19 protein-coding genes and 3 tRNA genes are annotated in these 22,379 nt (G+C 60.0%); 14 read left to right on the top strand and 8 right to left on the bottom strand.

Annotation, left to right across the window (positions count from 1 at the left end):
• Positions 1-197 precede the first annotated feature (197 nt).
• The 4 genes from HF682_RS09695 to HF682_RS09680 all read left to right on the top strand — a co-directional run bounded on the left by HF682_RS09695 (position 198) and on the right by HF682_RS09680 (position 4,230).
• Positions 198-2,483, top strand: a complete 2,286-nt coding sequence (locus HF682_RS09695) for an NADP-dependent malic enzyme (RefSeq protein WP_168877099.1) — start codon at positions 198-200, stop codon at positions 2,481-2,483.
• A 128-nt stretch (positions 2,484-2,611) separates the two neighbouring features.
• Positions 2,612-2,866 carry a PhaM family polyhydroxyalkanoate granule multifunctional regulatory protein gene (locus HF682_RS09690; protein WP_168877098.1) on the top strand — a complete coding sequence of 85 codons (255 nt, stop codon included), beginning with the start codon at positions 2,612-2,614 and terminating at the stop codon, positions 2,864-2,866.
• Positions 2,863-3,276 (top strand): acyl-CoA thioesterase, encoded by a 414-nt coding sequence (locus HF682_RS09685; RefSeq protein ID WP_168877097.1) that lies wholly within the window; start codon positions 2,863-2,865, stop codon positions 3,274-3,276. The genes HF682_RS09690 and HF682_RS09685 overlap by 4 nt, the downstream gene beginning before the upstream one ends.
• 18 nt (positions 3,277-3,294) lie before the next feature.
• Entirely contained in the window at positions 3,295-4,230 is a 936-nt protein-coding gene (locus tag HF682_RS09680; RefSeq protein ID WP_168877096.1) for a hydrogen peroxide-inducible genes activator, read from the top strand.
• Between the two features lie 5 nt (positions 4,231-4,235).
• Here HF682_RS09680 and can read toward each other — a convergent pair whose 3' ends face one another.
• Positions 4,236-4,883 carry a carbonate dehydratase gene (gene can / locus HF682_RS09675; protein ID WP_168877095.1) on the bottom strand — a complete coding sequence of 216 codons (648 nt, stop codon included), beginning with the start codon at positions 4,881-4,883 and terminating at the stop codon, positions 4,236-4,238.
• Positions 4,884-5,087: 204 nt separating this feature from the next.
• Between can and HF682_RS09670 the strand changes: the two genes are divergently transcribed.
• Positions 5,088-7,547, top strand: a complete 2,460-nt coding sequence (locus HF682_RS09670; protein ID WP_168877094.1) for an ABC transporter permease — start codon at positions 5,088-5,090, stop codon at positions 7,545-7,547.
• Here HF682_RS09670 and rstB read toward each other — a convergent pair.
• Positions 7,544-8,851: a two-component system sensor histidine kinase RstB gene (rstB, locus tag HF682_RS09665; RefSeq protein WP_168877093.1), complete on the bottom strand. Its 1,308-nt coding sequence runs from the start codon at positions 8,849-8,851 to the stop codon at positions 7,544-7,546. The two genes, HF682_RS09670 and rstB, sit on opposite strands and share 4 nt — an antisense overlap.
• Positions 8,852-8,854: 3 nt before the next feature.
• Positions 8,855-9,565: a two-component system response regulator RstA gene (rstA, locus tag HF682_RS09660; protein WP_168877092.1), complete on the bottom strand. Its 711-nt coding sequence runs from the start codon at positions 9,563-9,565 to the stop codon at positions 8,855-8,857.
• Positions 9,566-9,737: 172 nt separating this feature from the next.
• Between rstA and HF682_RS09655 the strand changes: the two genes are divergently transcribed.
• Together HF682_RS09655 and HF682_RS09650 are read left to right on the top strand one after the other, a co-directional pair.
• A complete protein-coding gene (locus HF682_RS09655; protein ID WP_168877091.1) occupies positions 9,738-10,028 on the top strand; it encodes an acid-shock protein in 291 nt (96 codons plus the stop codon).
• Positions 10,029-10,132: 104 nt separating this feature from the next.
• Positions 10,133-10,900: a trypsin-like serine peptidase gene (locus HF682_RS09650; protein WP_168877090.1), complete on the top strand. Its 768-nt coding sequence runs from the start codon at positions 10,133-10,135 to the stop codon at positions 10,898-10,900.
• 10 nt (positions 10,901-10,910) lie between these two features.
• On the opposite strand, the gene folD is transcribed toward HF682_RS09650, so the two are convergent.
• Positions 10,911-11,762: a bifunctional methylenetetrahydrofolate dehydrogenase/methenyltetrahydrofolate cyclohydrolase FolD gene (folD, locus tag HF682_RS09645; RefSeq protein WP_168877089.1), complete on the bottom strand. Its 852-nt coding sequence runs from the start codon at positions 11,760-11,762 to the stop codon at positions 10,911-10,913.
• A 113-nt stretch (positions 11,763-11,875) separates the two neighbouring features.
• Here folD and HF682_RS09640 point away from each other — a divergent pair.
• Positions 11,876-11,952 (top strand) — tRNA-Pro (locus HF682_RS09640).
• Between the two features lie 305 nt (positions 11,953-12,257).
• Here HF682_RS09640 and HF682_RS09635 read toward each other — a convergent pair.
• The 4 genes from HF682_RS09635 to HF682_RS09620 all read right to left on the bottom strand — a co-directional run bounded on the left by HF682_RS09635 (position 12,258) and on the right by HF682_RS09620 (position 14,972).
• Positions 12,258-12,333: transfer RNA gene (locus tag HF682_RS09635), tRNA-Asn, on the bottom strand.
• Positions 12,334-12,361: 28 nt separating this feature from the next.
• A tRNA-Asn gene (locus tag HF682_RS09630) sits at positions 12,362-12,437 on the bottom strand.
• Between the two features lie 74 nt (positions 12,438-12,511).
• Entirely contained in the window at positions 12,512-13,282 is a 771-nt protein-coding gene (locus HF682_RS09625) for a hypothetical protein (protein ID WP_168877088.1), read from the bottom strand.
• A 25-nt stretch (positions 13,283-13,307) separates the two neighbouring features.
• Positions 13,308-14,972, bottom strand: a complete 1,665-nt coding sequence (locus tag HF682_RS09620; RefSeq protein WP_168877087.1) for an ABC1 kinase family protein — start codon at positions 14,970-14,972, stop codon at positions 13,308-13,310.
• A gap of 116 nt (positions 14,973-15,088) precedes the next feature.
• Here HF682_RS09620 and HF682_RS09615 point away from each other — a divergent pair, with 116 nt between their 5' ends.
• From HF682_RS09615 to HF682_RS09590, 6 genes are all read left to right on the top strand, one after another.
• On the top strand, positions 15,089-15,634 hold the full coding sequence (locus HF682_RS09615; protein ID WP_168877086.1) for a C40 family peptidase: 546 nt from the start codon (positions 15,089-15,091) through the stop codon (positions 15,632-15,634).
• Between the two features lie 275 nt (positions 15,635-15,909).
• Entirely contained in the window at positions 15,910-16,110 is a 201-nt protein-coding gene (locus HF682_RS09610) for a DUF2788 domain-containing protein (RefSeq protein WP_168877085.1), read from the top strand.
• A gap of 22 nt (positions 16,111-16,132) precedes the next feature.
• Positions 16,133-16,444 (top strand): pyrimidine/purine nucleoside phosphorylase, encoded by a 312-nt coding sequence (gene ppnP, locus HF682_RS09605; RefSeq protein WP_168877084.1) that lies wholly within the window; start codon positions 16,133-16,135, stop codon positions 16,442-16,444.
• Between the two features lie 36 nt (positions 16,445-16,480).
• The gene (gene tadA / locus HF682_RS09600) at positions 16,481-16,951 is read left to right on the top strand and encodes a tRNA adenosine(34) deaminase TadA (RefSeq protein WP_205882013.1); all 471 of its coding nucleotides are present in this window, start codon (positions 16,481-16,483) and stop codon (positions 16,949-16,951) included.
• A gap of 47 nt (positions 16,952-16,998) precedes the next feature.
• Entirely contained in the window at positions 16,999-20,070 is a 3,072-nt protein-coding gene (locus HF682_RS09595) for a PAS domain-containing sensor histidine kinase (protein ID WP_168877083.1), read from the top strand.
• A complete protein-coding gene (locus tag HF682_RS09590) occupies positions 20,067-22,322 on the top strand; it encodes a GGDEF/EAL domain-containing response regulator (protein WP_168877082.1) in 2,256 nt (751 codons plus the stop codon). Before HF682_RS09595 ends, HF682_RS09590 begins: the two co-directional genes overlap by 4 nt.
• The last annotated feature ends 57 nt before the right edge of the window (positions 22,323-22,379 follow it).

The raw sequence follows: 22,379 nt of genomic DNA, 5'->3' as shown, positions 1-22,379 counted from the left end.
GGGGCACCAGAGGAAGGGGGATGGCGTATTGTAGTGCGGCTACCTCCGGCTGTGCAGGCTTTCACGCTATCCGGAACTTCCCGCATCGGCAATTTGGCATGGCGAGGGTATAATGCCACCCACGATACCCATAAATTGACCTGATCGCCCCCCTGTGTTGTGTTGAATCGCGACAGACCCCGAATCGAGGAGTTAGCATGGATGAAGAGTTGCGCAAGAGCGCACTGGAGTATCACCGTTACCCCACCGGCGGCAAGATTCAGATTTCCCCCACCAAGCCCCTGACTACCCAACGTGACCTTTCCCTGGCCTACTCGCCGGGCGTGGCCGCTGCCTGCGATGCCATTGTGGAAGACCCGCGTGAAGCGATGACCCTGACCGCCCGCGGTAATCTGGTGGCGGTGATTTCCAACGGTACTGCCGTGCTGGGCCTCGGCAATATTGGTGCGCTGGCGGGTAAGCCGGTGATGGAAGGCAAGGGTGTGCTGTTCAAGAAGTTCGCCGGTATTGATGTGTTCGATATCGAAGTGGACGAGAACGACCCGGACAAGCTGGTTGACATCATTGCGGCACTGGAGCCGACCTTTGGTGGGATCAACCTGGAAGACATCAAGGCACCAGAGTGCTTCTACGTTGAGAGCAAGCTGCGCGAACGGATGAAGATTCCGGTGTTCCACGACGACCAGCATGGCACCGCCATCATTACCGCTGCAGCGGTATTGAACGGCCTGCGGGTGGTGGAAAAGGAAATTGGCAAGGTGCGACTGGTGGTGTCCGGTGCGGGCGCAGCGGCCATTGCCTGCCTCGACTTGCTGGTGGCGCTGGGTATCAACCCGATGAATGTGCTGGTGTGCGACTCCAAGGGTGTGATCTACACCGGGCGCGACGAGAAGCTGGACCCGTCCAAGGCACGCTACTGCCGTGACACCGAAGCGCGCAGCTTGAAGGATGCCATTGCGGGTGCGGATATCTTCCTCGGCCTGAGTGGTCCGAAGCTGGTGACGCAAGACATGGTGCGCTCGATGGCGGACAAACCCATCATCCTGGCGCTGGCCAATCCGGACCCGGAAATCCTGCCGCCGCTGGCCAAGGAAGCCCGCCCGGATGCCATCGTGTGTACCGGCCGTTCGGATTTCCCGAACCAGGTCAACAATGTGCTGTGCTTCCCCTTCATCTTCCGTGGCGCGCTGGATGTGGGCGCCACCACCATCAACGAAGAAATGAAGCTGGCCTGCGTGCGCGCCATTGCCGATCTGGCGCTGGCCGAGCAAAGCGATGTGGTGGCGTCAGCCTACGCCGACCAGACCCTGTCGTTTGGCCCGGAATACCTGATTCCGAAGCCGTTTGATCCGCGCCTGATCATCAAGATCGCCCCGGCCGTGGCCAAGGCGGCGATGGAGTCCGGGGTGGCAACCCGTCCGATTGAGGACTTCACCGCCTACATCGACAAGCTGACCCAGTTCGTCTATCGCACCAACATCTTCATGAAGCCGGTGTTTGCGGCAGCGAAGAAGGTGGAAAAGAGCAAGAAGCGTGTGGTGTACGCCGAAGGTGAAGACCAGCGTGTGCTGCACGCCGTGCAGGCCGTGGTGGACGAGGGCCTTGCTTCACCGATCCTGATCGGTCGTCCGGCGGTGATCCAGCAGCGAATTGAAAAGCTGGGGCTGCGCATTCGCCCGGGCGAGCACTTTGAGCTGGTCAACCCGGAATACGACCCGCGCTACCGTGAATACTGGAGCCTGTACTACGAGCTGATGCAGCGCAAGGGCGTGACCATTGCGGACGCCAAGCGGGAAGTACGTCGCCGGGTGACCATGATTGCCGCGCTGATGATTCGACGTGGTGATGCGGATGCCATGATCTGCGGCATGATGAGCCATCATCACCTGCACTTGCAGACCATTACCGACATTCTCGGCTATCAGCCTGGCGTGAAGACGCTGGCGGCCATGAATGCGCTGATCCTGCCCACCGGCAACATCTTCATTGCCGATACCTACGTCAATCACGATCCGAGCGCTGAGCAACTGGCCGAGATCACCCTGATGGCGGCAGACAGCATCCGTCGCTTCGGCATTGTGCCGAAGGTCGCGCTGTGCTCGCACTCCAGCTTTGGCAGCCTGGCTTCGCCCAGCTCGCTGAAGATGCGCAAGGTGCTGGAACTGGTCAACCAGATGGCTCCAGAGCTGGAAATCGACGGTGAAATGCACGGCGATGCGGCATTGAGCCCGGAAATTCGTCAGATGATTTTCCCGAACTCGCGCCTGAAGGGGGCGGCCAACCTGCTGATCATGCCGACGCTGGATGCTGCCAATATTTCCTTCAACCTGCTGAAAACCAGCGCGTCGGACGGGGTGACCATCGGGCCGATCCTGCTGGGTGTGGGGCATGCGGTACATATCCTGACCCCGACCTCGTCGGTGCGCCGTATCGTCAACATGACCGCGCTGGCGGTGGTGGATGCCGGTTCGCGTCAAGCCTAAGCGTTGCATCCTCGATAAGGGCTGCCTAACAGGCAGCCCTTTTTCATTTGTTTTATTGATGAAGTTCGTGCAGCCAGCGGGGCTTTTGACTACACTAGCACTATTCATCCAGATGGCAGGAGACGGTGATGGCCGACGATTTCAGCGACCCGTTCAAGATGTTCCGTGATCTGTGGAAACCCTTGGAAACCCCGATGCCAACCCTGCCGGGCCTGTTCAGCGCCGAAGAGCTGGATCGCAAGATTACCGAATTGAAGACGGTAGAGAACTGGCTCACCGTCAACCTCAACATGTTGCAGATGAGCATCAAGACGCTGGAAATGCAGCGTGGTGCACTGGCCGCCATGCAGGCGGTTGCCAAACCGGACAAGGATTCCAAATGAGTACGCATGAATTGACCGAGCTGCCACCAGGGCGGCAACCTGCGCTGCGGGTGATGCCCATGCCGCGTGATACCAATATGCACGGTGCCATTTTCGGTGGCTGGATGATGGGGCAGGTGGACTTGGCCGGCGCTGCCGAGGCGATGATGGTGGCTCAAGGCGCCGTGGTGACCGTGGCTGTCAATGCGTTTCAGTTCAAGGAGCCGGTGTTTGTTGGCGACGTGGTGAGCTTCTATACCGAGCCACTGCGGATCGGCAATACCTCGGTGACCATCAAGGTGGAAGTCTTCGCCGAGCGCAATCCGGAGGCGGTGCAAGTGGTCAAGGTGACCGAAGCCACGCTGACCTATGTGGCTGTCGGGGCCGATGGCAAACCCCGTACCATCCCGCCGCGCAAAACTGCACTTTGATCCGGACCTGACGACCACATGACCCTGACTGAACTGCGTTACATCCTGGCGGTGGCCACCACTCGCCACTTTGGCCGTGCGGCAGATGCTTGCCATGTGAGCCAGCCGACCTTGTCGGTAGCAGTGAAAAAGCTGGAAGAAGAACTGTCGCTGCAGATTTTCGAGCGAAATGGGGAAATCACCCTGACGCCAATGGGTGAGCAGATTGTTGCTCAGGCCCAGCGTGTACTGGAAGAGGCGGATGCCCTGAAGCAGATGGCCAAGGCGGGGCAGGATCAATTATCGGTGCCACTGCGGCTGGGTGTGATCTATACCCTGGCGCCCGGTATTCTGCCTTGCCTGATTCCACGACTGCAGCCGCTGGCTCCGAAAATGCCGCTGTTGATTGAAGAGAACTACACCAGCCGTCTGTGCGAGCTGCTGCGGCAAGGCAAGCTGGACGCGATGTTGCTGGCGCAGCCGTTCAACGACAGCGGGCTGGAAGTGCTGCCTTTGTTTGACGAACCCTTTGTGGTGGCGACCCCGCGTGAGCACCCATGGGCCAAGGCAGGCCAACCGGTACCACCCGCCCAGCTGGCGGAAGACGATGTGTTGTTGCTGGGCGCGGGCAACTGCTTCCGCGATCAGGTCTTGCAAGTCTGCCCCGCCTTGAACCGGGGCGGGCAAGCGGGTCTGCAGCGTACGCTGGAAGGCAGCTCGCTGGCCACCATCCGTCAGATGGTGGCGTCCGGCATGGGCATCACCGTGCTGCCGGTGACGCAGGTCGCGGAAGGCGAGCCCAGCCATCGCCTGCTGTCCATCCTCCCGTTTGCGGGCGGTGCGCCGAATCGCCGTATTGTATTGGCGTGGCGCAAGCGTTTTCCGCGCCCGCAAGCCATCGACGTATTGCAGCAGGCTTTGCGAAGCTGTGTACTGTCAGGCGTGGACTGGCTGGAGCAGCCACAGGCTGCTTGAGCTGTTCAGGCGCGAACGAGGGCGCTCAGTGCGTCCTGGTAGCGATCCAGCAATTCTTCCTGGCAGGAAATGCTGACATTGAGGTTGTGCAGCAGCCCGTTGCTGAGCCGGTATACCCAGCCGTGTACCTTCAAGGGTTGCTGACGGAGCCAGGCATCTTGCACTACCGTGGTCTGGCAGGCATTCAGTACCTGCTCGATCACGTTCAGCTCGCATAGGCGTTCGCTTTGCAGCTCGTTTGGCAGGGTTGCCAACAGGCTCGTATGCTTCTGGCGAATGTCGTGGATGTGGCGCAGCCAGTTATCCACCAGACCGACCCTACGGCCCTGCAATACCGCATTGACTCCGCCGCAACCATAGTGGCCGCACACAATGATGTGCTTCACCGCCAGTACATCCACACCGTATTGCATGGTGGAGAGGCAGTTGAGGTCACTGTGTACAATCAGGTTGGCCACATTGCGGTGTACAAAGACCTCGCCTGGCAGCAAGCCAATCAACTCATTGGCGGGGACGCGACTGTCGGAGCAGCCGATCCACAGGTATTCTGGCGCTTGCTGATGGGAGAGGGTCTCGAAGAAGGCCGGGTCTGCCCGGCTGACCTTGCTGGCCCATTGGCGGTTGTTGTCGAACAGGGTCTGGATGGATTTCATGGCGTGGGCCTGCGGCTGTGGTCGGGCGATGGTAGGGGAGACGGGCGGACATGGCAAGTACAACAGGGCGCGATCAGGGTGAACCCAGTGCAGGCTGGCCGGTCTCAGAACCTGAAGTGGCGGGCATGATGGTGGTGTCGTCCGGCTTACGGTGCCGCGGGCGTGCTGTGCATCATGGCATACATGGCAGATAAAGGGTGATCCATGGGTTTGAGCTGGCAGATGTTTCGTCGGGATGTACGGCATAACAGTGTGCTGTTTGTAGCATTGCTGTTGGCGGTGGCAGCGCTCAGCAGTGTCTTTTTGGCTACCCAGCGACTGCAGAGCGGTCTGCAGCAGAAAGCCGCCTCGCTGATTGCTGCAGACGTGCTCCTGCGGGCGGATGAGCCCATCCGGGCTGAGCTGCTGCAGCGTGCGCAGCAGTTGCAATTGCGAACAGCGCGAACCGTACAGTTCCCCAGTATGTTGCTGGTGGGCGAGCGCAGCATGCTGGTGAGCGCCAAGGCGGTGGAGGCAGGGTATCCGTTGCGCGGTGAACTGACCCTGGATGCGGGGCAGGGGGCAAAAACGCTGCAAGCCGTGCCTGCGCCTGGAACGGTATGGCTGGATCCGCAGATCATGCGACGCATGCAGCTGAAGCCTGGCGCGGAAATCCAGCTTGGCGATGCCCGTTTTCGGGTGGCAGCCAGCTTGCAGCAGGAGCCGGATGCTACGCTGTCCTTTGCCGCGCTGGCCCCTCGCCTGATGTTCAACTGGGCTGACCTGCCGGGCACCGGCTTGATTCAGCCGGAAAGCCGGGTGTCTTACCGCCTGCTGCTGGCCGGTGAACCCGCAGCATTGGCACGCTGGGTGGCAGCCAGCAAACCGGGGCTGCAACGGGGCGAAAGCATCGAGCAAATCAAGGATGCCCGCCCGGAGATGCAGGACATGCTGGAGCGAGCGGGCTACTTCCTGACGCTGGCAGCCTTGCTGAGTTCGGTGCTGACGGTGGCTACCGCTTGGCTCGCCAGCCAACGCTATGTGCAACGCCACCTGCTCAACTGGGCGCTGATGAAGAGCATGGGGGAACGCAGCAGTCGCCTGTTTCGCCTGTACCTGCTCCAGTTCCTGTGGCTGGGCGGGCTGGCTTCTGCGCTGGGTGTGCTGTTGGGCTGGCTGGGGCAGGCTGCGCTGGTGACGATGCTGGGCAAGCTGGTGATGCAGGACTTGCCCCCACCATCACTCTTGCCGTTGCTGGGCGCTTTCCTGTTCGGTTTGCTGCTGATGCTGGCGTTTGTGTTGCCACCGCTGTGGTCGCTGCGGAAGATCCCGGCCTGGCAAGTGTTGCGGCAAGGCGAGGTACGACTACCGCCGTGGTCTACCGCCCTGCTGCTGGGCGGATTGCTGCTGGCACTTGTCGCTTGGGCGCTGACCCGTAATGTGCTGGCGGGCGGTATCATGCTGGCGACTGTGCTGGTACTGGGTCTGCTGGCCGCAGGGCTGTGTCTGCTGTGGCTGCGGCTGCTGCGACGCCTGGCCGCCCGCTGGCCATTGCCGGTGCGGCTGGGGCTGTCAAACCTGTGGCGGCAACCGGGCCTGACATCGCTCAAGGTGGCCTCGCTGATGCTGGGCTTGACGGCACTGTTGCTGATTGCGGTCACCGGGCGTGATGTCCTGCAATATTGGCAGCGTCAACTACCGGCCGGGACACCCAACCGCTTTGTCATCAACCTGCAGGAAGACCAGATGCCGCAGTTCCGGCAGGTGTTCCGTGAGGCCGGGCTGCCGGAACCCGTGTCTTATCCGATGATTCGCGGCCGCTTGCTCTCCATTGCAGGGCGTGAGGTCAAACCCGAGCAATATCCAGATCCGCAGACACGGCGGCTGGCGCGGCGTGAGTTCAACCTGTCTTGGGGTACCGCGCTGCCCGCCGATAACCGCCTGATACAAGGCCAGCCCTGGGGGCCAGGCAGCCGGGGTGGCTGGTCGGTGGAGGAGGGGATAGCCCGTCAGCTGGGTATCCGTCTGGGCGACGAGCTGCGTTATGAAGTGGCCGGGCAGGTGGTCAGCGGCAAGGTACAGCAGATTCGGGCGCTGGACTGGGGGTCATTCCGTGTCAATTTCTTTGTTACCGCCACGCCGGACTTGCTGCAGCAGCACGCGGGCAACCGCATCAGCAGCTTTTATCTGGCACCACAGCAAGCCGTACTCGGTGACAAGCTGGTGCAGCGGATGCCGAACATCTCGCTGATTGATGTGACAGCTGCACTGGATCAGGTGCAGCAGATTGTGACGCAGCTGGGGCGCGTGGTCAGCTTCGTGTTGATGTTCAGTATCCTCAGTGGTTTGACGGTGCTGGCGGCTTCAGTACAGGGCAGTTTGCCAGATCGGCTGCGGGATGCCGCAGTCTTGCGGGTGCTGGGCATGCCAAAACGGGCCTTGCGGCTGGCACTGGTGGCGGAATTCAGCATGCTGGGCGCGCTAGCGGGGATGCTGGCGACGGCGGGAGCGGAGGGCGGTGCCATGCTGCTGGCGCGTTATGTGCTGGAGATTCCATACCGAGGGCACCCGATGCTGTGGGGGGCTGGCATGCTGGGCGGCGCATTGGTGGTCTGGTTGCTGGTATGGCCTGCTGCGCGTCGGGTCAGCCGCCAAACGCCGATGCAGGTGTTGCGCGAAGCTTAAGGGGCGTCGGCACGGGGCTGCGCTGGCCACTCGATCACAAAGCGCGCACCCCCGAGCGCCGAGGTCTCGACCCGGGCTTGGCCACCGTGTGCGGTGGCGACCCCGGCAACAATGGCCAAACCCAGGCCGTGACCGCCCGTTTTGCGATCGCGGCTGTCATCCAGGCGGACAAAGGGATCAAATACCCGCTCGCGATCGGCTTCGGCAATACCCTCGCCATCGTCCTCGACGGCCAGCCGATAGTGCCCGTCCAGCATCACGACACTGATCATGATTTGCTGCCGGGCGTAGCGGCTGGCGTTGGCCAGCAGGTTGTCAACTGCGCGAGCCAACAGGCGGTTGTCAGCCTGCAGTTGCTCGGGGGTTTCGCCCATCCGAAGCCAGTGCCAGCGCAGGCCGGGGGTGAGTACCCGCGCCTTGAGCAGACGCTCCTCCATCCAGTTGGCCACACTCAGCCATTCTTTCTGTAATGGTGTCTGCGGGCTGTTCAGTCGGGCATGGATCAACATTTCGTCGATCATGGCTTCTACCTCACTCAGGTCCCGCTCAATCGCCGAGCAGGTATGGAGGATTGTCGGGTCATCATGCCCCTGCAGCATGGCCAGCCGATAACGCACCCGGCTGAGCGGGGTGCGCAGCTCGTGGGCCACGGCATCGGTGAGCGCCTTCTTGCTGTGCAGAAGCTGCTGGATACGTTGCAGCATATGGTTGAAGGCCTCACCCAGTGGGCGGATGCTGGAGCGCTTGCGCAGCTCGACCTGTATGTCCAGCCGGTTGGCAGAAAACAGGCGGGAAGCGCGTTCCAGTGCGCTGAGGTCTTTCCACAGCGGATACAGACGCACCAGCACGACCAGCGACAGTACCAGACCAATCAGTACCATCAGCAGGTAGTCCAGCCATTGCAGTTCGTCGAGAAACATCAGGTAGCGCAAGGGTCCGGCTACCAGCACATAGCGGGCATCCGGCATGCTCTGCAGAAACAGGTAGTCTTTCTCCAGCATGACGATATTGCCGCGACGCAGTTCGCGGCGATCATTCGGACTGAGGTCAAAGTGGCTGAGGGACTCAATGCGTAGACGAAACGACAGGTTGCGATCGTTGGCCGCTAGCGCCTGCTGCCATTTCTCGGGGGGGACATCCTTGAGCTCTGTACTGATTTGCGATAGTGCGGAGGTCATCAGGTCGACCAGATAGCGGTCCCCCGCATTTTGCACCACCCGTTGATAGATCCCGCCTATCAGGATCACCACCACCAGAAAGGCGGCAATCAGCAACAGATAGAATTGGGTAAACAGGCGGCGCATGTATTACCACCCTGTCGCCATCAACAGGTAGCCCTTGTTGCGTACGGTCTTGATCAGTCGTGGCTCATGCGGGTCATCTCCCAGCTTCTTGCGCAGGCGGGAGATGGCGATGTCAATGCTGCGGTCGATACCATCATAGCTGAGGCCACGCATGGCGTGCAGCAGTTCATCCCGGCTGAGCACCTGCCCGGCACTGGACACCAGCAGGTGCAACAGGTCGAAGTCGGTGGTCGACAGGTGCAGTGCCTGTTGTTGCAGCCAGGCCTCCCGCTGAGTCAGGTCCAGCGTCAATGGTCCGACAGACAGGCTGCTGGCTGGCTTGAGTGCCTGCAGCGGGGGGGCCACCGTGCTTGCGCTCTGCCGCAGCTGACTGCGGATACGGGCCAGCAGAATGGTGGGCGGGGCCGTTTTGAGCACGAAATCATTCGCCCCGATTTCCAGCGCCAGGATCTGGTTCATATCACTATCGAGTGAGGTGAGCATGATGATGGGGCCGGTGTATTGGGGGCGTAGCTCGCGACATACCGTGAGGCCATCCTTGCCGGGCAGCATGATGTCGAGCAGCACCAGCGCAGGTTGCAGGCGCAGGATGGTTTCCACCGCCACATCACCACGCGGGCAGAGTTGAACCTCCAATCCATGTTGCCCCAGAAACTGGGCAATCAAGGCACCCAGCTCGGCATCGTCTTCCACAAAAACCAGGGTCGAGTTCATGCCCTGTATTGTCGGTCAGCACGGTGATTGTTGCCATCTGTTGTTACATGTCGTTACACAGCCGAAACATTTGGAAACGGAAGCTAGTGCTGGATTGTGGCTCAATGTGACTCACGATGCTACCGCCGGTTTGGTGGTGGCAAGTTCAAGCGTATACAAAGAGAGGTTTATCATGAACAAACTGGTTTCCATGATCATTGCTGCCGCCCTGTCCACCTCGGTGTTCGCTACCACCCCAGCCACCAAGCCGGCTGCTGCTCCGGTGGCTGAAGCTCCGGCCTCCACCGCGGCTGCCAAGCCGGAAGCCAAGAAAGCTGAAAAGAAAGCTGCCAAAAAAGTGGTGAAGAAGGCTGAGAAGAAGCCGGAGCAAAAGACCCAGGCTGCCAAGAAGCACAAGAAGGTAGCCAAGAAGCCGGAGCAAAAGACCCAGGCCACCAAGAAGCACAAGAAGGCCGCCAAGTAAGCCGGATAAGCTGCTGCAAGCATTGGCTGCAGATGTTACCGCACAGCCGGGTGGCCTGATCAGGCCACCCGGTTTGTTTTTGGGATGGAATTCAGGAGCAGGTCATGTCGTACCTGAGATGGGCCATCGGGATGCTGATGTGTAGCGCGCTGGCACAGGCAAACCCTTTGTTCTTTGGGCGCGACGAACGAGTGCGCATGCCGGTGCAGCAGGCTCCATGGTCTGCGTTGGGTCAACTGGAGACCCGCTCCGGACAGATTTGTACGGTCAGTCTGGTCGCGCCGCAATGGGTACTGACAGCCGGGCATTGCTTGTTTGATGAGAAGGGCAGGCCAGACCCGGTTATAGGCGTGGACTTTGGTCTGGAGGGGAAGCGGGTGGCAGCCCATGTGCGGGTGGTGAAGCGCTATCTACAGCCCGCTTTGCGTGCGGGCCTGCGCGTACATGCAGATGGTTTGTCCATCCGCAACGAAGCTTCATCACTGGATTACGCGCTGTTGCACTTGCAATATGCGCTCCCGATACAGCCCATTGCCCTGTTCAAAGGCAATCAGGCTGATCTGCGGCAAGCCCTCGCCAAGACGGGCTGGCGTGTGACCCAGGCAGGCTATCCGGACGATGACCAGACCCATCTACTGGGGCATCCGGGGTGCCGGGTGACTGCGCTGACACCTGACCATGTGCTGACCCACCGTTGTGATACCCTGGCTGGGGACAGTGGCTCGCCGTTGCTGATGCAGCAGGACGGGCAATGGGTGCTGATCGGCGTACAAAGCTCTGCGCCCGCCGCCGCAGACCGGGCGCATGAGGATAACCGGGCCGCCAGCCTCACGGGGATGCAGGGCTGGCTGCGTCGCTACTTGCCGGATTAAATGTGCCGGATCAGAGGGTATGACCCGCCGCGATGAAGGTGTTTTCCATCAATGAGGCGCGTGTCATCGGGCCTACGCCACCCGGTACTGGCGTGATCCAGCTGGCGCGCTCGCGTGCGACCTCATATTCAATATCACCGGTGATGCGATCATCATCCAGCCGGTTGATGCCCACATCCAGCACGATGGCCCCCGGCTTGATCCAGTCGCCCTTCACAAACTGTGGGCGGCCGACAGCGGCCACCACAATGTCGGCACCGCGTACCTTGGCGGGCAGGTCATGCGTGGCACTGTGGCAGATGGTTACCGTGCAACGGGCCATCAGCAGCTCCAGGGCCATGGGCCGGCCAACAATATTGCTGGCGCCGACCACCACTGCATCCTTGCCGACCAGGTTTTCACCCGTTTCAGCCAGCAGGGTCATCATGCCCTTGGGGGTGCAGGGGCGAAGTGTCGGCATTTTCTGGGCCAGACGGCCAATATTGTAGGAGTGGAAACCATCCACATCCTTGGCGGGGTCAATGGCAGCGGTAATCGCATCGGCGTCGATATGCGCCGGTAGTGGCAATTGCACCAGAATACCGTCCACTTCCGGGTCGGCATTCAGACTGTGCACCAGCGCCAGCAGTGCTTCCTGGCTGGTGCTGGCAGGCAATTCATGGGAGATGGAGCGAATGCCGGATTTGGCGCAATCCTGCTTCTTGCTGCGCACGTAGATGGCGGAGGCCGGATCTTCGCCAACCAGCACCACGGCCAGCGCGGGCGGGCGTTTGCCAGCCTGGGTCAGACGCTCGGTCTGCTGGGCCAGTTGCTCAATGATACGGGCGGCGACGGCTTTGCCGTCCAGAATGCGTGCGCTCATGGGGAAGTAGGCTCTCTTTGCACCGGGGAGCCGCCATTATCGCATAAAACCGCTTTTCTCATTTCGGTATTTGACGCGGTGCGCAACACACGGTATAGTCTCTGGCTCTCGGTCGGGGTGTAGCGCAGCCTGGTAGCGCAACTGGTTTGGGACCAGTGGGTCGGGAGTTCGAATCTCTCCACCCCGACCATCTCTGTTTTTCTCGTGTTTCTCTGGCCGGTTCGGCCTGTTTTCCTGCTGATTTAAGTGTTGTTTCTGCGGCTTGCAGAAAAGGTGGCTCATTGCTTTGGCGTGCCGTACTGGACGCAGTGTCGGATAGCGTTTTTTGCATGCACAGGCAACGCATGTGCCATGAGAAAGTGGCTTGAGCTGGTCTGTCTTGTTGGAGTCTGGCGCTGAGAGGGTGTGACGGGCACGTGCAGAAATGCCGCGATACTGGCTTTCCGGTGTAAGGATTTGCTTGCTTGTGATTTGGCTGAAACGCCGAAGATGATATGGCTCCCCGACCTGGACTCGAACCAGGGACCTGCGGATTAACAGTCCGTCGCTCTACCGACTGAGCTATCAGGGAACAGGTGTGTACTGCGTGAATTGTGTCTTGGCTCCCCGACCTGGACTCGAACCAGGGACCTGCGGATTAACAGTCCGTCGCTCTACCGACTGAGCTATCAGGGAACAAGAGAGGCCGAATATTAAAGACCTTCCGCCCTGTGGTCAAGCCCCTGTGCGGTTTTTTTTCAATAGTGGGTTCAGGGCAGGGTGTCGATCTGTATCCAGACCTGATATTGCTGCGTTCGCTCGGTACTGCGTTGCCCCAGCAGTTGCCGCTGCTGTTGGTCCAGCTGCTCCAGTGCATCACCAATGGCGAACCAGCCGCGTTGTGGCACATCCACGGTGGTCTGTAATTGCTGCAGCTGTACCGTATTGCCCTGAAATGCCGATAGCTGTGGCCTGAGCTGGACGCGATAGGTGCCGCCCAGTACGCTGGCCTGCAGCGTGAAACCGCTTTGCGCTTCCTGCCAGCTGCTGTTGCCGTTTTGGGTCATCAGCCGTTGCTGGCTGAGGCTAAAGGCGAGTGGCGTATCTGCTTGCCCCATCAGGGTCTGGGTCAGCTCTCGTGAGCGCTGTCCCTGTTGTTGCCCGATATAACTGCTGCCGGTACCCACAATGAGCTGCCCATGCTTACCGATGGTCACCTGGCCTTGTAGCTCAAATTGCTGTTGCTCGTCCTGGCCTGTCAGTCGCTGACGCAGCTGAATGCGCAGCTGGCGCGCCGGGGTGTCCAGCAGGGGCAGGGTCTGTTGCAGGCGATCCAGCTCTGCCGGGTCGCCGCTGGCCAGCAGCTGGCCTTGCCAGGCGGAGAGGTTGAGCCGCGGGAACTGCTCACGCAGTACCGGCAGCAGATCTTGCGCTGGACGGTAATGCAGGGTCAAGCTAACCGGGCCTGCAGCCAGGGCCATGCCGGGGCAGGCGGCCAGCAGCACCAGCCCGCTACAGAGTTCACGACGTGTCAGTGGCATATGGCCTCCTCGCTGTTGCAGCAGATCAGTTTTTACCGGATCGCCAGATCGAAAAAATGATCCACAGGCTGTTGAAGAACGCCAGAATGAAGGCAATCAGGCCAAAGGTCTTGGGCCCGCCCGGTACCGTCATGGCAATCGAGGAGCCGATGATCAGCGCGGCAGTCACGATCCCCAGGGTTAGCCGATTGGCGCTTTTGTCGAGCTGATGGCCAAAGCTGTCCAGCCGTTTCAGGTCCAGGTCAATGCGTACATTGCCGCGGCGTAACTCTTTTAGCAAACGCCCCAGGTCGCGCGGTACGCCAGACAGTAGCCCAAAAGCTTCCCGCAAGCCATGCTTGCCTTTGGCCAGCAGGGTTTCCGGGTGGAAACGGTGCAGGATGACCTTTTTCACATAGGGCGTCAGGTGCTCCACCATCTGGAATTGCGGGTCCAGCTGGCGGCCCAGGCCTTCCAGGGTAATCAGGGCCTTGAACAGCAAGGTCATGTCTGCAGGCAGGGCAATTTCATGCTCGCGCATGATGGTCACAATGTCGGTCAGCAGGCTGGTAATGCGCAGGTCCTGCAGGGAGACATGTTCATAGTTGAAAATGAATTCGTTGATGTCAGAGGCCAGCTGTTCATCGTCCAGCGTATTGCCGGACACCCACTCCTGCAGCACATCGGCAATGCCATAGGCGTCGCGGCGGGAGAGTGCCGCCAGCAGGTCCACCACCTGATCGCGCCTTGTCTGCGACAGCCAGCCCACCATGCCAAAGTCAATGAAGGCAATGCGGTTGCTGGGCAGGTAGAACACATTGCCGGGGTGGGGGTCGGCATGAAAGTAGCCGTCGATCAGGATCATCTTCAATACGCTATCGGCACCACGTGCCGCCAGCGTACGGCGATCCAGCCCATTAGGAGCCAGCTCTGACAGCTGGTTGCCGGGGATGCCCTGAATCCACTGCTGTACATTGACGTGTTCGTTGGTGTACTCCCAATACACTTGGGGTACCAGAATGTGCGGATCGTCTGCGAAATTGGCGGCAAAGCGCTGCATATTGCGCGCTTCGGTAGCCAAGTCCAGCTCGCGGCGCAGCGACTTGGCGAATTGCTCGACGATCTGGGTGGGACGGTAACGGCGCGTTTCCGGAAACTCCAGCTCGACCAGCTGGGCAATGTAGCCAAGGATGCGCAGGTCAGCGTCGATTTTGGGGCGAATGCCGGGGCGGCGCACCTTGACCACGACCGCATCACCATTATGCAACTGCGCCAGATGAACTTGCGCAATGGAGCCTGCCCCCAAGGGCTCCGGGTTGATCTGGGCGAACAGGGTTTCCGGTGGACTGCCCAGCGCCGAGGTCAGGGTGGGGTGCAGTTCCTCCCAGGGTACCGGGGGGACATGGCTTTGCAGCTTTTCGAACTCGGTAATCCAGTCGGCCCCGAACAGGTCAGAGCGGGTGGCCAGTACCTGGCCCAGCTTGACGTAGGTGGGCCCCAGCTCCTCCAGCGCCTTGCGCAGGCGTACGGGGGCCTCCTGCTGCTCGCGCTCGGGTTTGCTCGGAATGTGCAAAATCTGCCCGGCACGCTCCAGCAGGCCGGTGATGCCCAAGCGACGCAAGAAGTCGCCCATGCCGTAACGAATCAAAACCGAGCTGACTTCCCGCAGGCGGGGGAGATCACGCATCGCACTCAGGGTTTCTCGCAGCATGCCCGGAAATCCTTGCTTGTCGGGGTGAAGAATGGGGTGGCTGGTGTGGCGGCGGATGTCGGTCAAACTTGACCTGATTGCTTTACACCATCGTCATTGTACATTACAGTTGAGCCATGAAAAAACTGACACTCACCCTAAGTGCTTGTTTGTTATTGGCTTTTGGCGGTGCGCAGGCGGATGACGATCCGCTTTCCCAGCTCATTTTCAATAACTTCAGCATACCCACTCAAGGCGAGCAGGGCAACGATAGCGCCCAGGCGGAGGCCCCTGTCAAGAGCAAGTCTGACGATATGCTGGTGTCAGCCCTGTCGCTGATCGGTGTCAAGTACCGTTTTGGGGGCAATAGCCCGGAGACCGGGCTGGACTGCAGCGGTTTTGTCCGCTATGTGGTCAGCCAGTCGCTGGGCATGGTGTTGCCGCGCAGTGCCGCCGAGATTGCCGGTGTCGGCAAGATGGTGGGCATGAATGAGCTGCAGCCGGGGGACTTGGTGTTCTTCAATACCATGCGTCGTACCTTCTCCCATGTCGGCATTTATCTGGGTGATGGTAAATTCATCCACTCACCACGTGCCGGCAAGTCCGTGCAGGTGGTGAGCATCAGTGACAGCTACTGGGTGAAGCGATTTGATGGCGCCCGTCGCTTGAGCATCAAGCAGTAATCCTGCGAGGCTCAGGCAAGCCCCTGCCTGCCTGAGTGACACCCCCAGGATTTCGCACAGCCACTTCTGTATCGGGAGTGGCTGTTTTGCTTTGGGTGAGTCCCCGTGACAAATATTGCGCTGCGACATCATGTCGCAGCCATTGCTGGTGCCTGAGTGGCGTATTTCAGCCTTTTCAAGGCGTGTCAAGACTGGTTTGCGAGCTAAGTTATCGGTTAAAATTGCTGCAAAGCAATATCTGCTAAACCGGTTTCTGAACTTCAAATCGCCTTATCATGCAACTCAACGAACAAACCATTTCCACCCTGGGGCTTCAATTCGGTGTTGCCGCACTGATCTGTTGCATGGGCTTCATCGTCTATGACCTGGCCAAGCAATCCAAGGCCGGGCGTTATGGCACGATGGTCATGTTCAGCAGCCTGGGCATGGGGGCAGTGGGCTTCATTATCAAAACGGTGCTGACCAAGCTGGTTTGACCGTACACCTGACGGGGGAATCATGAGTGACACACTGGGGCCAGGCCTGGTCCAAAAGCAGGCCAATATCTACTTTGATGGCAAGTGTGTCAGCCATGCTGTTACCCTGCCGGATGGCAGCCGCAAAACAGTTGGCGTCATTTTCCCGGCGCAGCTCACCTTCACTACGGGGGCGGCAGAACGCATGGAACTGGTGGCTGGTGCCTGCCAGGTTCGATTGCCGGGTCAGGCGTGGGAGGCCTTTCGCGGTGGTCAGCACTTTGAGGTTCCGGCCCACAGTCAGTTTGACATCGACGTCAGCGAGGCCTTGCACTACGTTTGCCATTTCCTCTGAGCGACGGTCGGTGGTGCTGGCGCTATACTGCCTGCCATGAGTGATGAAATTTTCATGCGCGAGGCCCTAGCCTGTGCCACCCGTGCTGCGGAGCTGGGTGAGGTGCCTGTCGGCGCGGTCGTGGTGGTGGATGGCCAGATTGTCGGTCGCGGCTACAATCAACCGATTGCCCGCCACGACCCGACGGCTCACGCCGAAGTCATGGCGATTCGCCAGGCTGCGCGCAGCCTGGGCAACTACCGCTTGCCCGGCGCCAGCCTCTACGTCACGCTGGAGCCTTGCGTCATGTGCAGTGGGGCGATTCTGCATGCCCGCATTGCCCGCGTGGTGTTTGGTGCGGCAGACCCCAAGACCGGGGCCTGCGGCAGCCAATTGAACCTGTTTTCCCATGAACGCCTGAATCATCATGCCACCGTTGTAGGCGGCGTGATGGCCGCCGAGTGCGCGCAACTGCTGACCGGTTTTTTTGCCGCCCGCCGGGCAGCCGTCCGTCTCGGCCAGCCCTAGACCCCTTCGCCAGCTCGTCCTTGGTTTTTCGGTCCTGATCTTCTTTAATGAAGCGAGGACTGGAAAAGGTGAAGACGTTGGCTGACGCCTCCCTATACACCGGTGTTGTTGCGGTGACTGTAACCGCCATGCTGGCTCTGCTGGCGGGGTATGGGACGCATGCGCGCACGGCCTGGCTTGCCTGCCTGGCGCTGCTGCTGGAAGTTGCATTGCACCTGTGCCAGCTGCTGTGGTCCATGCAGTGGCCGGTCCTTGCTGCGTTTACCCACACGCTGGTAGCTTTGTCCTGGGCTGTGGTACTGGAGTCTTTATATCGCCCCCAGCGCCTGCGACTGGCCCTCTGGCAGTGGTGCGCCGGAGCGGCAATGGTCTTGCCCGTCCTGAAAGGCCTGGCCTTGCTGCGCGTGGCTGGCCTGTCAGGTTGGCCGGAGCTGTTGCCGGGGTTTGTCCTGCTGGTGTTCCTGCTACCCCGTCTGCAGGACATGCGGCGAGAACGCCACACCTTGCTCCTGGTTTTTTATGTGGTGTACACCCTGAGCCTGTTGCTGCGTGTGATGGTTCCCGCGCTGCATGGGGTGTCTGAACTGGGGCCGGTGGTGCTTGCGCTGGCGCTGCTACAGCAGCAGACCCGTCTGAGTCGCGTGCAACTCGATCATGTCGAGGAAGAGGTGCAAGGGCTGGTCAAGACGCGAGCCATGATGGCGGAGCAGCTGGTTGAACGATTGCGCCAGCAGCAGCTGCGCTATGAGGCCTTGCCGGTCATCCTGCATGTGGAGGATGGCGATCACCTGATTACCGCCGTCAGTAGTGTATGGCTCAGTACCCTCGGCTATGACCGGTCGGAGGTATTGAACAGCTCCGCTTTGCAGTATTGGCCTGAAGATGCCCGCCGCTACATGATGGACATAGGCTATCCGCGCTTGCAAAGCAGCGGTGTGTTGAGCGGGGTGGAGCTGAACATGCAGCAGCGGGATGGCTCGCTGCTATCTGTGCTGGTTTCGGCGGTGCGGGAAGAGGAGGAAGGGCAGCCGCAAGTGGTGATGGTGGCAGTGGATATTACCGAGCGCAAAAAAGTGCAATCCGCGCTGGTCTCCAGCGAACAGCGTTTTCGCCGGGTGTTTGATGCGGTGCCCAATGTGGCGGTGTTCGGCATCAATGCCAATCGGCAGTTGAATTACTGGAATGCGGCCTGCACCCGTATGTTTGGCTATGAGTCTGCTGAATCCCTGGGCAAACAGCTTGAACAGCTGTTACTGACGGCTGCAGATCGGCCGGCCTATATTGACCTGATACGTCGCACCCTGGCCTCAGGGGATGCACCCGCACCCCAGGAATGGCTGGTGCGGACCAAGGGGGGCGAGGGCATTGCGGTGTATGTTACCCAAGTGCCCATCCTTAACCGGCAGGGGGATCCGGAAATCTATGCGCTGGCGCTGGACGTCTCGGAGGTCAACCAGCTGCGCAATGAGTTGGCGCTGACCTCGCAGCGTTTCGCCGGCTTTGCGGAAGCGTCCATGTTTGGCGTGTTTGCCACCGATGCGCAAGGCTGCTTTGAGTTTGTCAACGCCCGTTACTGTGCCTTGACCGGCATGCTGCCAGGAGAGCTGCTGGGCAAGACTTGGCATGTGGTGCTGGAGCATGTGCATCCAGACGATGTGAACATCCTGCGCGACAACTGGTACTCGCTGCTGAGTCGTCAGCGGGAGGTGGTGTCCGAGCGGCGTTTTGTCCACCCGAATAACCGCATCATCTGGACCCGGGTGCACATCATTCCCACCATTGAGGACGGACGTAGCATTGGTGTGGTGGGCACCATGGAGGATGTCACCGAGCAGCGTGAAATTGAAATGGCATTGCGTGACAGCCAGGAGCGGTTCTCGCGGGTGTTTCACATGCTGCCGGATGTGATTTTCATTGTGGATTTGCAAGATGACCGGGTGGTGGATGTCAACGAACAATGGCTACCTACTACCGGCTATTCCCGAGAAGACAGTGTCGGGGCGGTGGCGGGGCAGCTGGAGATCTGGCAGGAGCCCCGGCAATGGGTGGCATTGCGCGAGGAGATGGAGCGTGCGGGCACGGTATCCCGCCAGGATCTGATGCTGCGTCGAGCCGACGGCCTCACCTTTGTTGGGGAGGTGACGTCCAGAATTGCGCAGGCGGTGGGGCAGCGTCTGATGATCATCATGGTGCGTGATGTCACCGAATTGCGCGCCAATGAGCGTGCCGTGCGTGAATTGACGACACGGCTGGAGGAGCGGGTGCGTGACCGTACCCGGGCACTGGAAAGCAGCAACCGTGATTTGGCCGAAACACTGAACACCCTGCAACTGGCGCAAGACGAACTGGTCAGGACGGAGAAGCTGGCAGCGCTGGGGGCCATGGTGGCGGGGGTGGCGCATGAGCTGAACACCCCGATTGGCAATAGCGTCACGGTGACCAGCACCTTGGTGGAGTTGACCCGAACCTTCATGCAGCAAATGGAGGGAGGCAGCATCAAAAAATCTACGCTGCAGTCGTATCTCGAGTCCAGCCAGACGGCGGGTGAGCTGTTGTTCCGCAACCTTGAGCAGGCGCGGGATTTGATCGCCAGTTTCAAGCAGGTGGCCGTGGATCAGACCAGCGCCAAACGCCGACAGTTCAGCTTGTTGCAAACCCTGGAAGAGGTGCTGGCCATGCTGGCGACCAGCCTCAAGAAGACACCTTACCAGATTCAGCTTGAGGTTGACGCTGGCCTGAAACTGGACAGTTTTCCGGGGCCGCTCGGCCAGATCATCACCAATCTGGTGAATAACGCGATATTGCACGGTTTTGAGGGGCGGTCCGCTGGCACCATCCTCATCCGGGGGCAGGTGTTGCGTGACGGCTGGGTGCAGCTGGTGGTGCAGGATGATGGCCGTGGCATTGCGCTGGAGCAGCAGCGCCACATATTTGATCCCTTTTACACCACCAAGCTGGGGCAGGGGGGGAGCGGCCTGGGCTTGCATATCGTCTATAGCATCGTCAACCGGATACTGGGTGGCAAGATCCGGGTGGAAAGCACGCCAGGGACGGGTGCTACCTTCATCATGGAGCTGCCGATGGTAGCGCCGGAGCCAGAAACAGCGGGGGCAACATGATCCATCTCACGCGAAATGAAGGTGATGAGTGGCTGGACCTAGAGGACGAGGAGACGGCTGGGGTTGAGCCTGTTGAGCCGGGTTGGCGGGTATTGATCGTCGATGATGAAGAGGATGTGCACCGCGCCACCACCTTTGCGCTGAAAGACCAGGTCATTCTGGGTAAACCCTTGACCTTCCTGCATGCGCACAGTTCGGCGGATGCCCGCCTGATCCTGTCCAGTGTGCCGGACATTGCGGTGATCCTGCTCGATGTGGTGATGGAATCGGAGGACAGCGGGCTGCGCTTTGTGCGCGTGATCCGTGAAGAGCTGATGATGACCGAGACCCGCATCATTCTGCGGACAGGGCAGCCGGGTTATGCGCCGGAACTGGCCGCCATCCGCGACTATGATATCAACGATTACAAAACCAAGTCCGAGCTGACCCTGACCCGACTGGTCACCACGCTGACCACGGCCATACGGTGTTTCGAGCAGATTCGCATGATCTCCAATAGCCGTCGGGGCTTGAACCTGATTGTGCGCTCGGCGGCGGATCTCTTTGCCCGCAGGGCACTGGAGACATTCTCTGAAGGGGTGCTGACGCAGCTCTCAGCACTGCTGGGTCTGCGTCCGGATGGTTTGATCTGTGCCCAGAATGGCTCTCCACTGGAGCCTACCCAACGAGAGGATTGGTATATCGTTGGTGCGGCAGGCCAATACAGCCACCTGATCAATCAGCGCCTGAGCACCATGCCCAATCCGCTGGTGCTTGATGCCATTCATCGTGCCGTGATGGCACAAGGCAATCTGTATGAGCCGCATTGCACCGTGCTGTACCTGAAAGGGGTGTCAGAACGCGAGGCAGTGGTTTACCTGGCCAGCAATCAACACCTGACCGATGACGACCGTCAGTTGATTGAAGTGTTTTGTGCCAACATTTCGATCGGCTTCGAGAATGTGACCCTGTTTCAGAAGCTGAATGCGGTGGCCTACACCGACCCGTTGACCGGGCTGGCCAATCGGGCGCGCTTCATTGCGCTGCTGGATGAGGCATTGGAGGGTGAGCAACGCCCCAGCCACTGTGTGGCGCTGATGGACATTGACCACTTTTCAGAGATCAATGATGCCTTGGGTCATGCCAATGGTGATCTGCTGCTCAAGGCCATTGGGCAACGGCTGAAGGAGACCTTTGGCGACGCCGTGCTGATTGCGCGGGTAGGGGCTGACACCTTTGGCCTGCTTTGTCCTAGCGGAGCGCTGGACCCACAGCGCATCATTGATCTATTTAACAGTCCGTTTGCCGTCAACGCCTACTTCTTGCGGATCAAGGTCAGTGTGGGGCTGGCGAAGTTGTCGGAGACAACGGGTGGCGGCATCGGGGCGCTGAAGGATGTCAATATTGCGCTCAATCGCGCCAAGCAGGATCAGCGGGGCCGCTTTGTCTGGTATGCGCAGGCAATGGCATCGGAGACCCGCCAGCGCCTCACCATGCTGCATGACTTGCGCGCAGTGATCGAAGGGCAGGGCATGCAGTTGTATTACCAGCCGCAGATTGAGTTGAGCAGCGGGCAGGTCATCGGGGTGGAGGCACTGTTGCGCTGGCAGCTGCCCAATGGGCAGTTTGTACCGCCAGACCGCTTCATCCCGTTGGCAGAGTATTCCGGCCTGATCATCGATCTGGGGGAATGGGTATTTCGCACCGCCTGCCTGCAGCAGCTGGAATGGCAGCAACTTGGGGTGGGTGCCTTGCGCATGGCCGTCAATGTGTCGCTGTCCCAGTTCCGTCATCAGGGCTTTGTCTCCATGGTGAAGCGTGCACTGACCGAGCTGGGGGTGTCGCCCGACATGATCGAGCTGGAGGTGACCGAGTCGATGGCCATGCACCGGATCGACGAAGTGCGCACCGTATTGCGCCAATTAACGGCGCTGGGCATCACGGTGGCCATAGATGACTTTGGAACCGGCTTCTCCTCACTGAGCTATTTGCAGCGACTGGACGTGAACCGTTTGAAGATTGACCGCGCTTTTGTCAATGACTTGGGGCGCCAATCCGAGCGTGCCTCCATTCCGGAGATGATCGTCAAGCTGGGGCAAAGCCTTAATTTGAAGGTCATCGCCGAGGGGGTGGAAACGCCCGAGCAGGCCGACCATTTGCGTGAACTGGGCTGCGACGAGGTGCAGGGCTATCTGTATGCCAAGCCCATGCCGGCGGATGATTTCGTGCGCTGGTTTCTCATGCTGCCGGAAGGACGGGTCAAGCAAGGCTGACGGTGAGGATGGCACGGTTTCTGCTGCTTAAAGCTTTTTGGCAAAGCGGAGTGAAGC

This window comes from Leeia aquatica, assembly GCF_012641365.1.
In the GTDB taxonomy this organism is placed as follows: domain Bacteria; phylum Pseudomonadota; class Gammaproteobacteria; order Burkholderiales; family Leeiaceae; genus Leeia; species Leeia aquatica.
The sequence above is the reverse complement of the archived record's forward strand: the minus strand, read 5'-3'. Positions and strand labels throughout refer to the sequence as shown.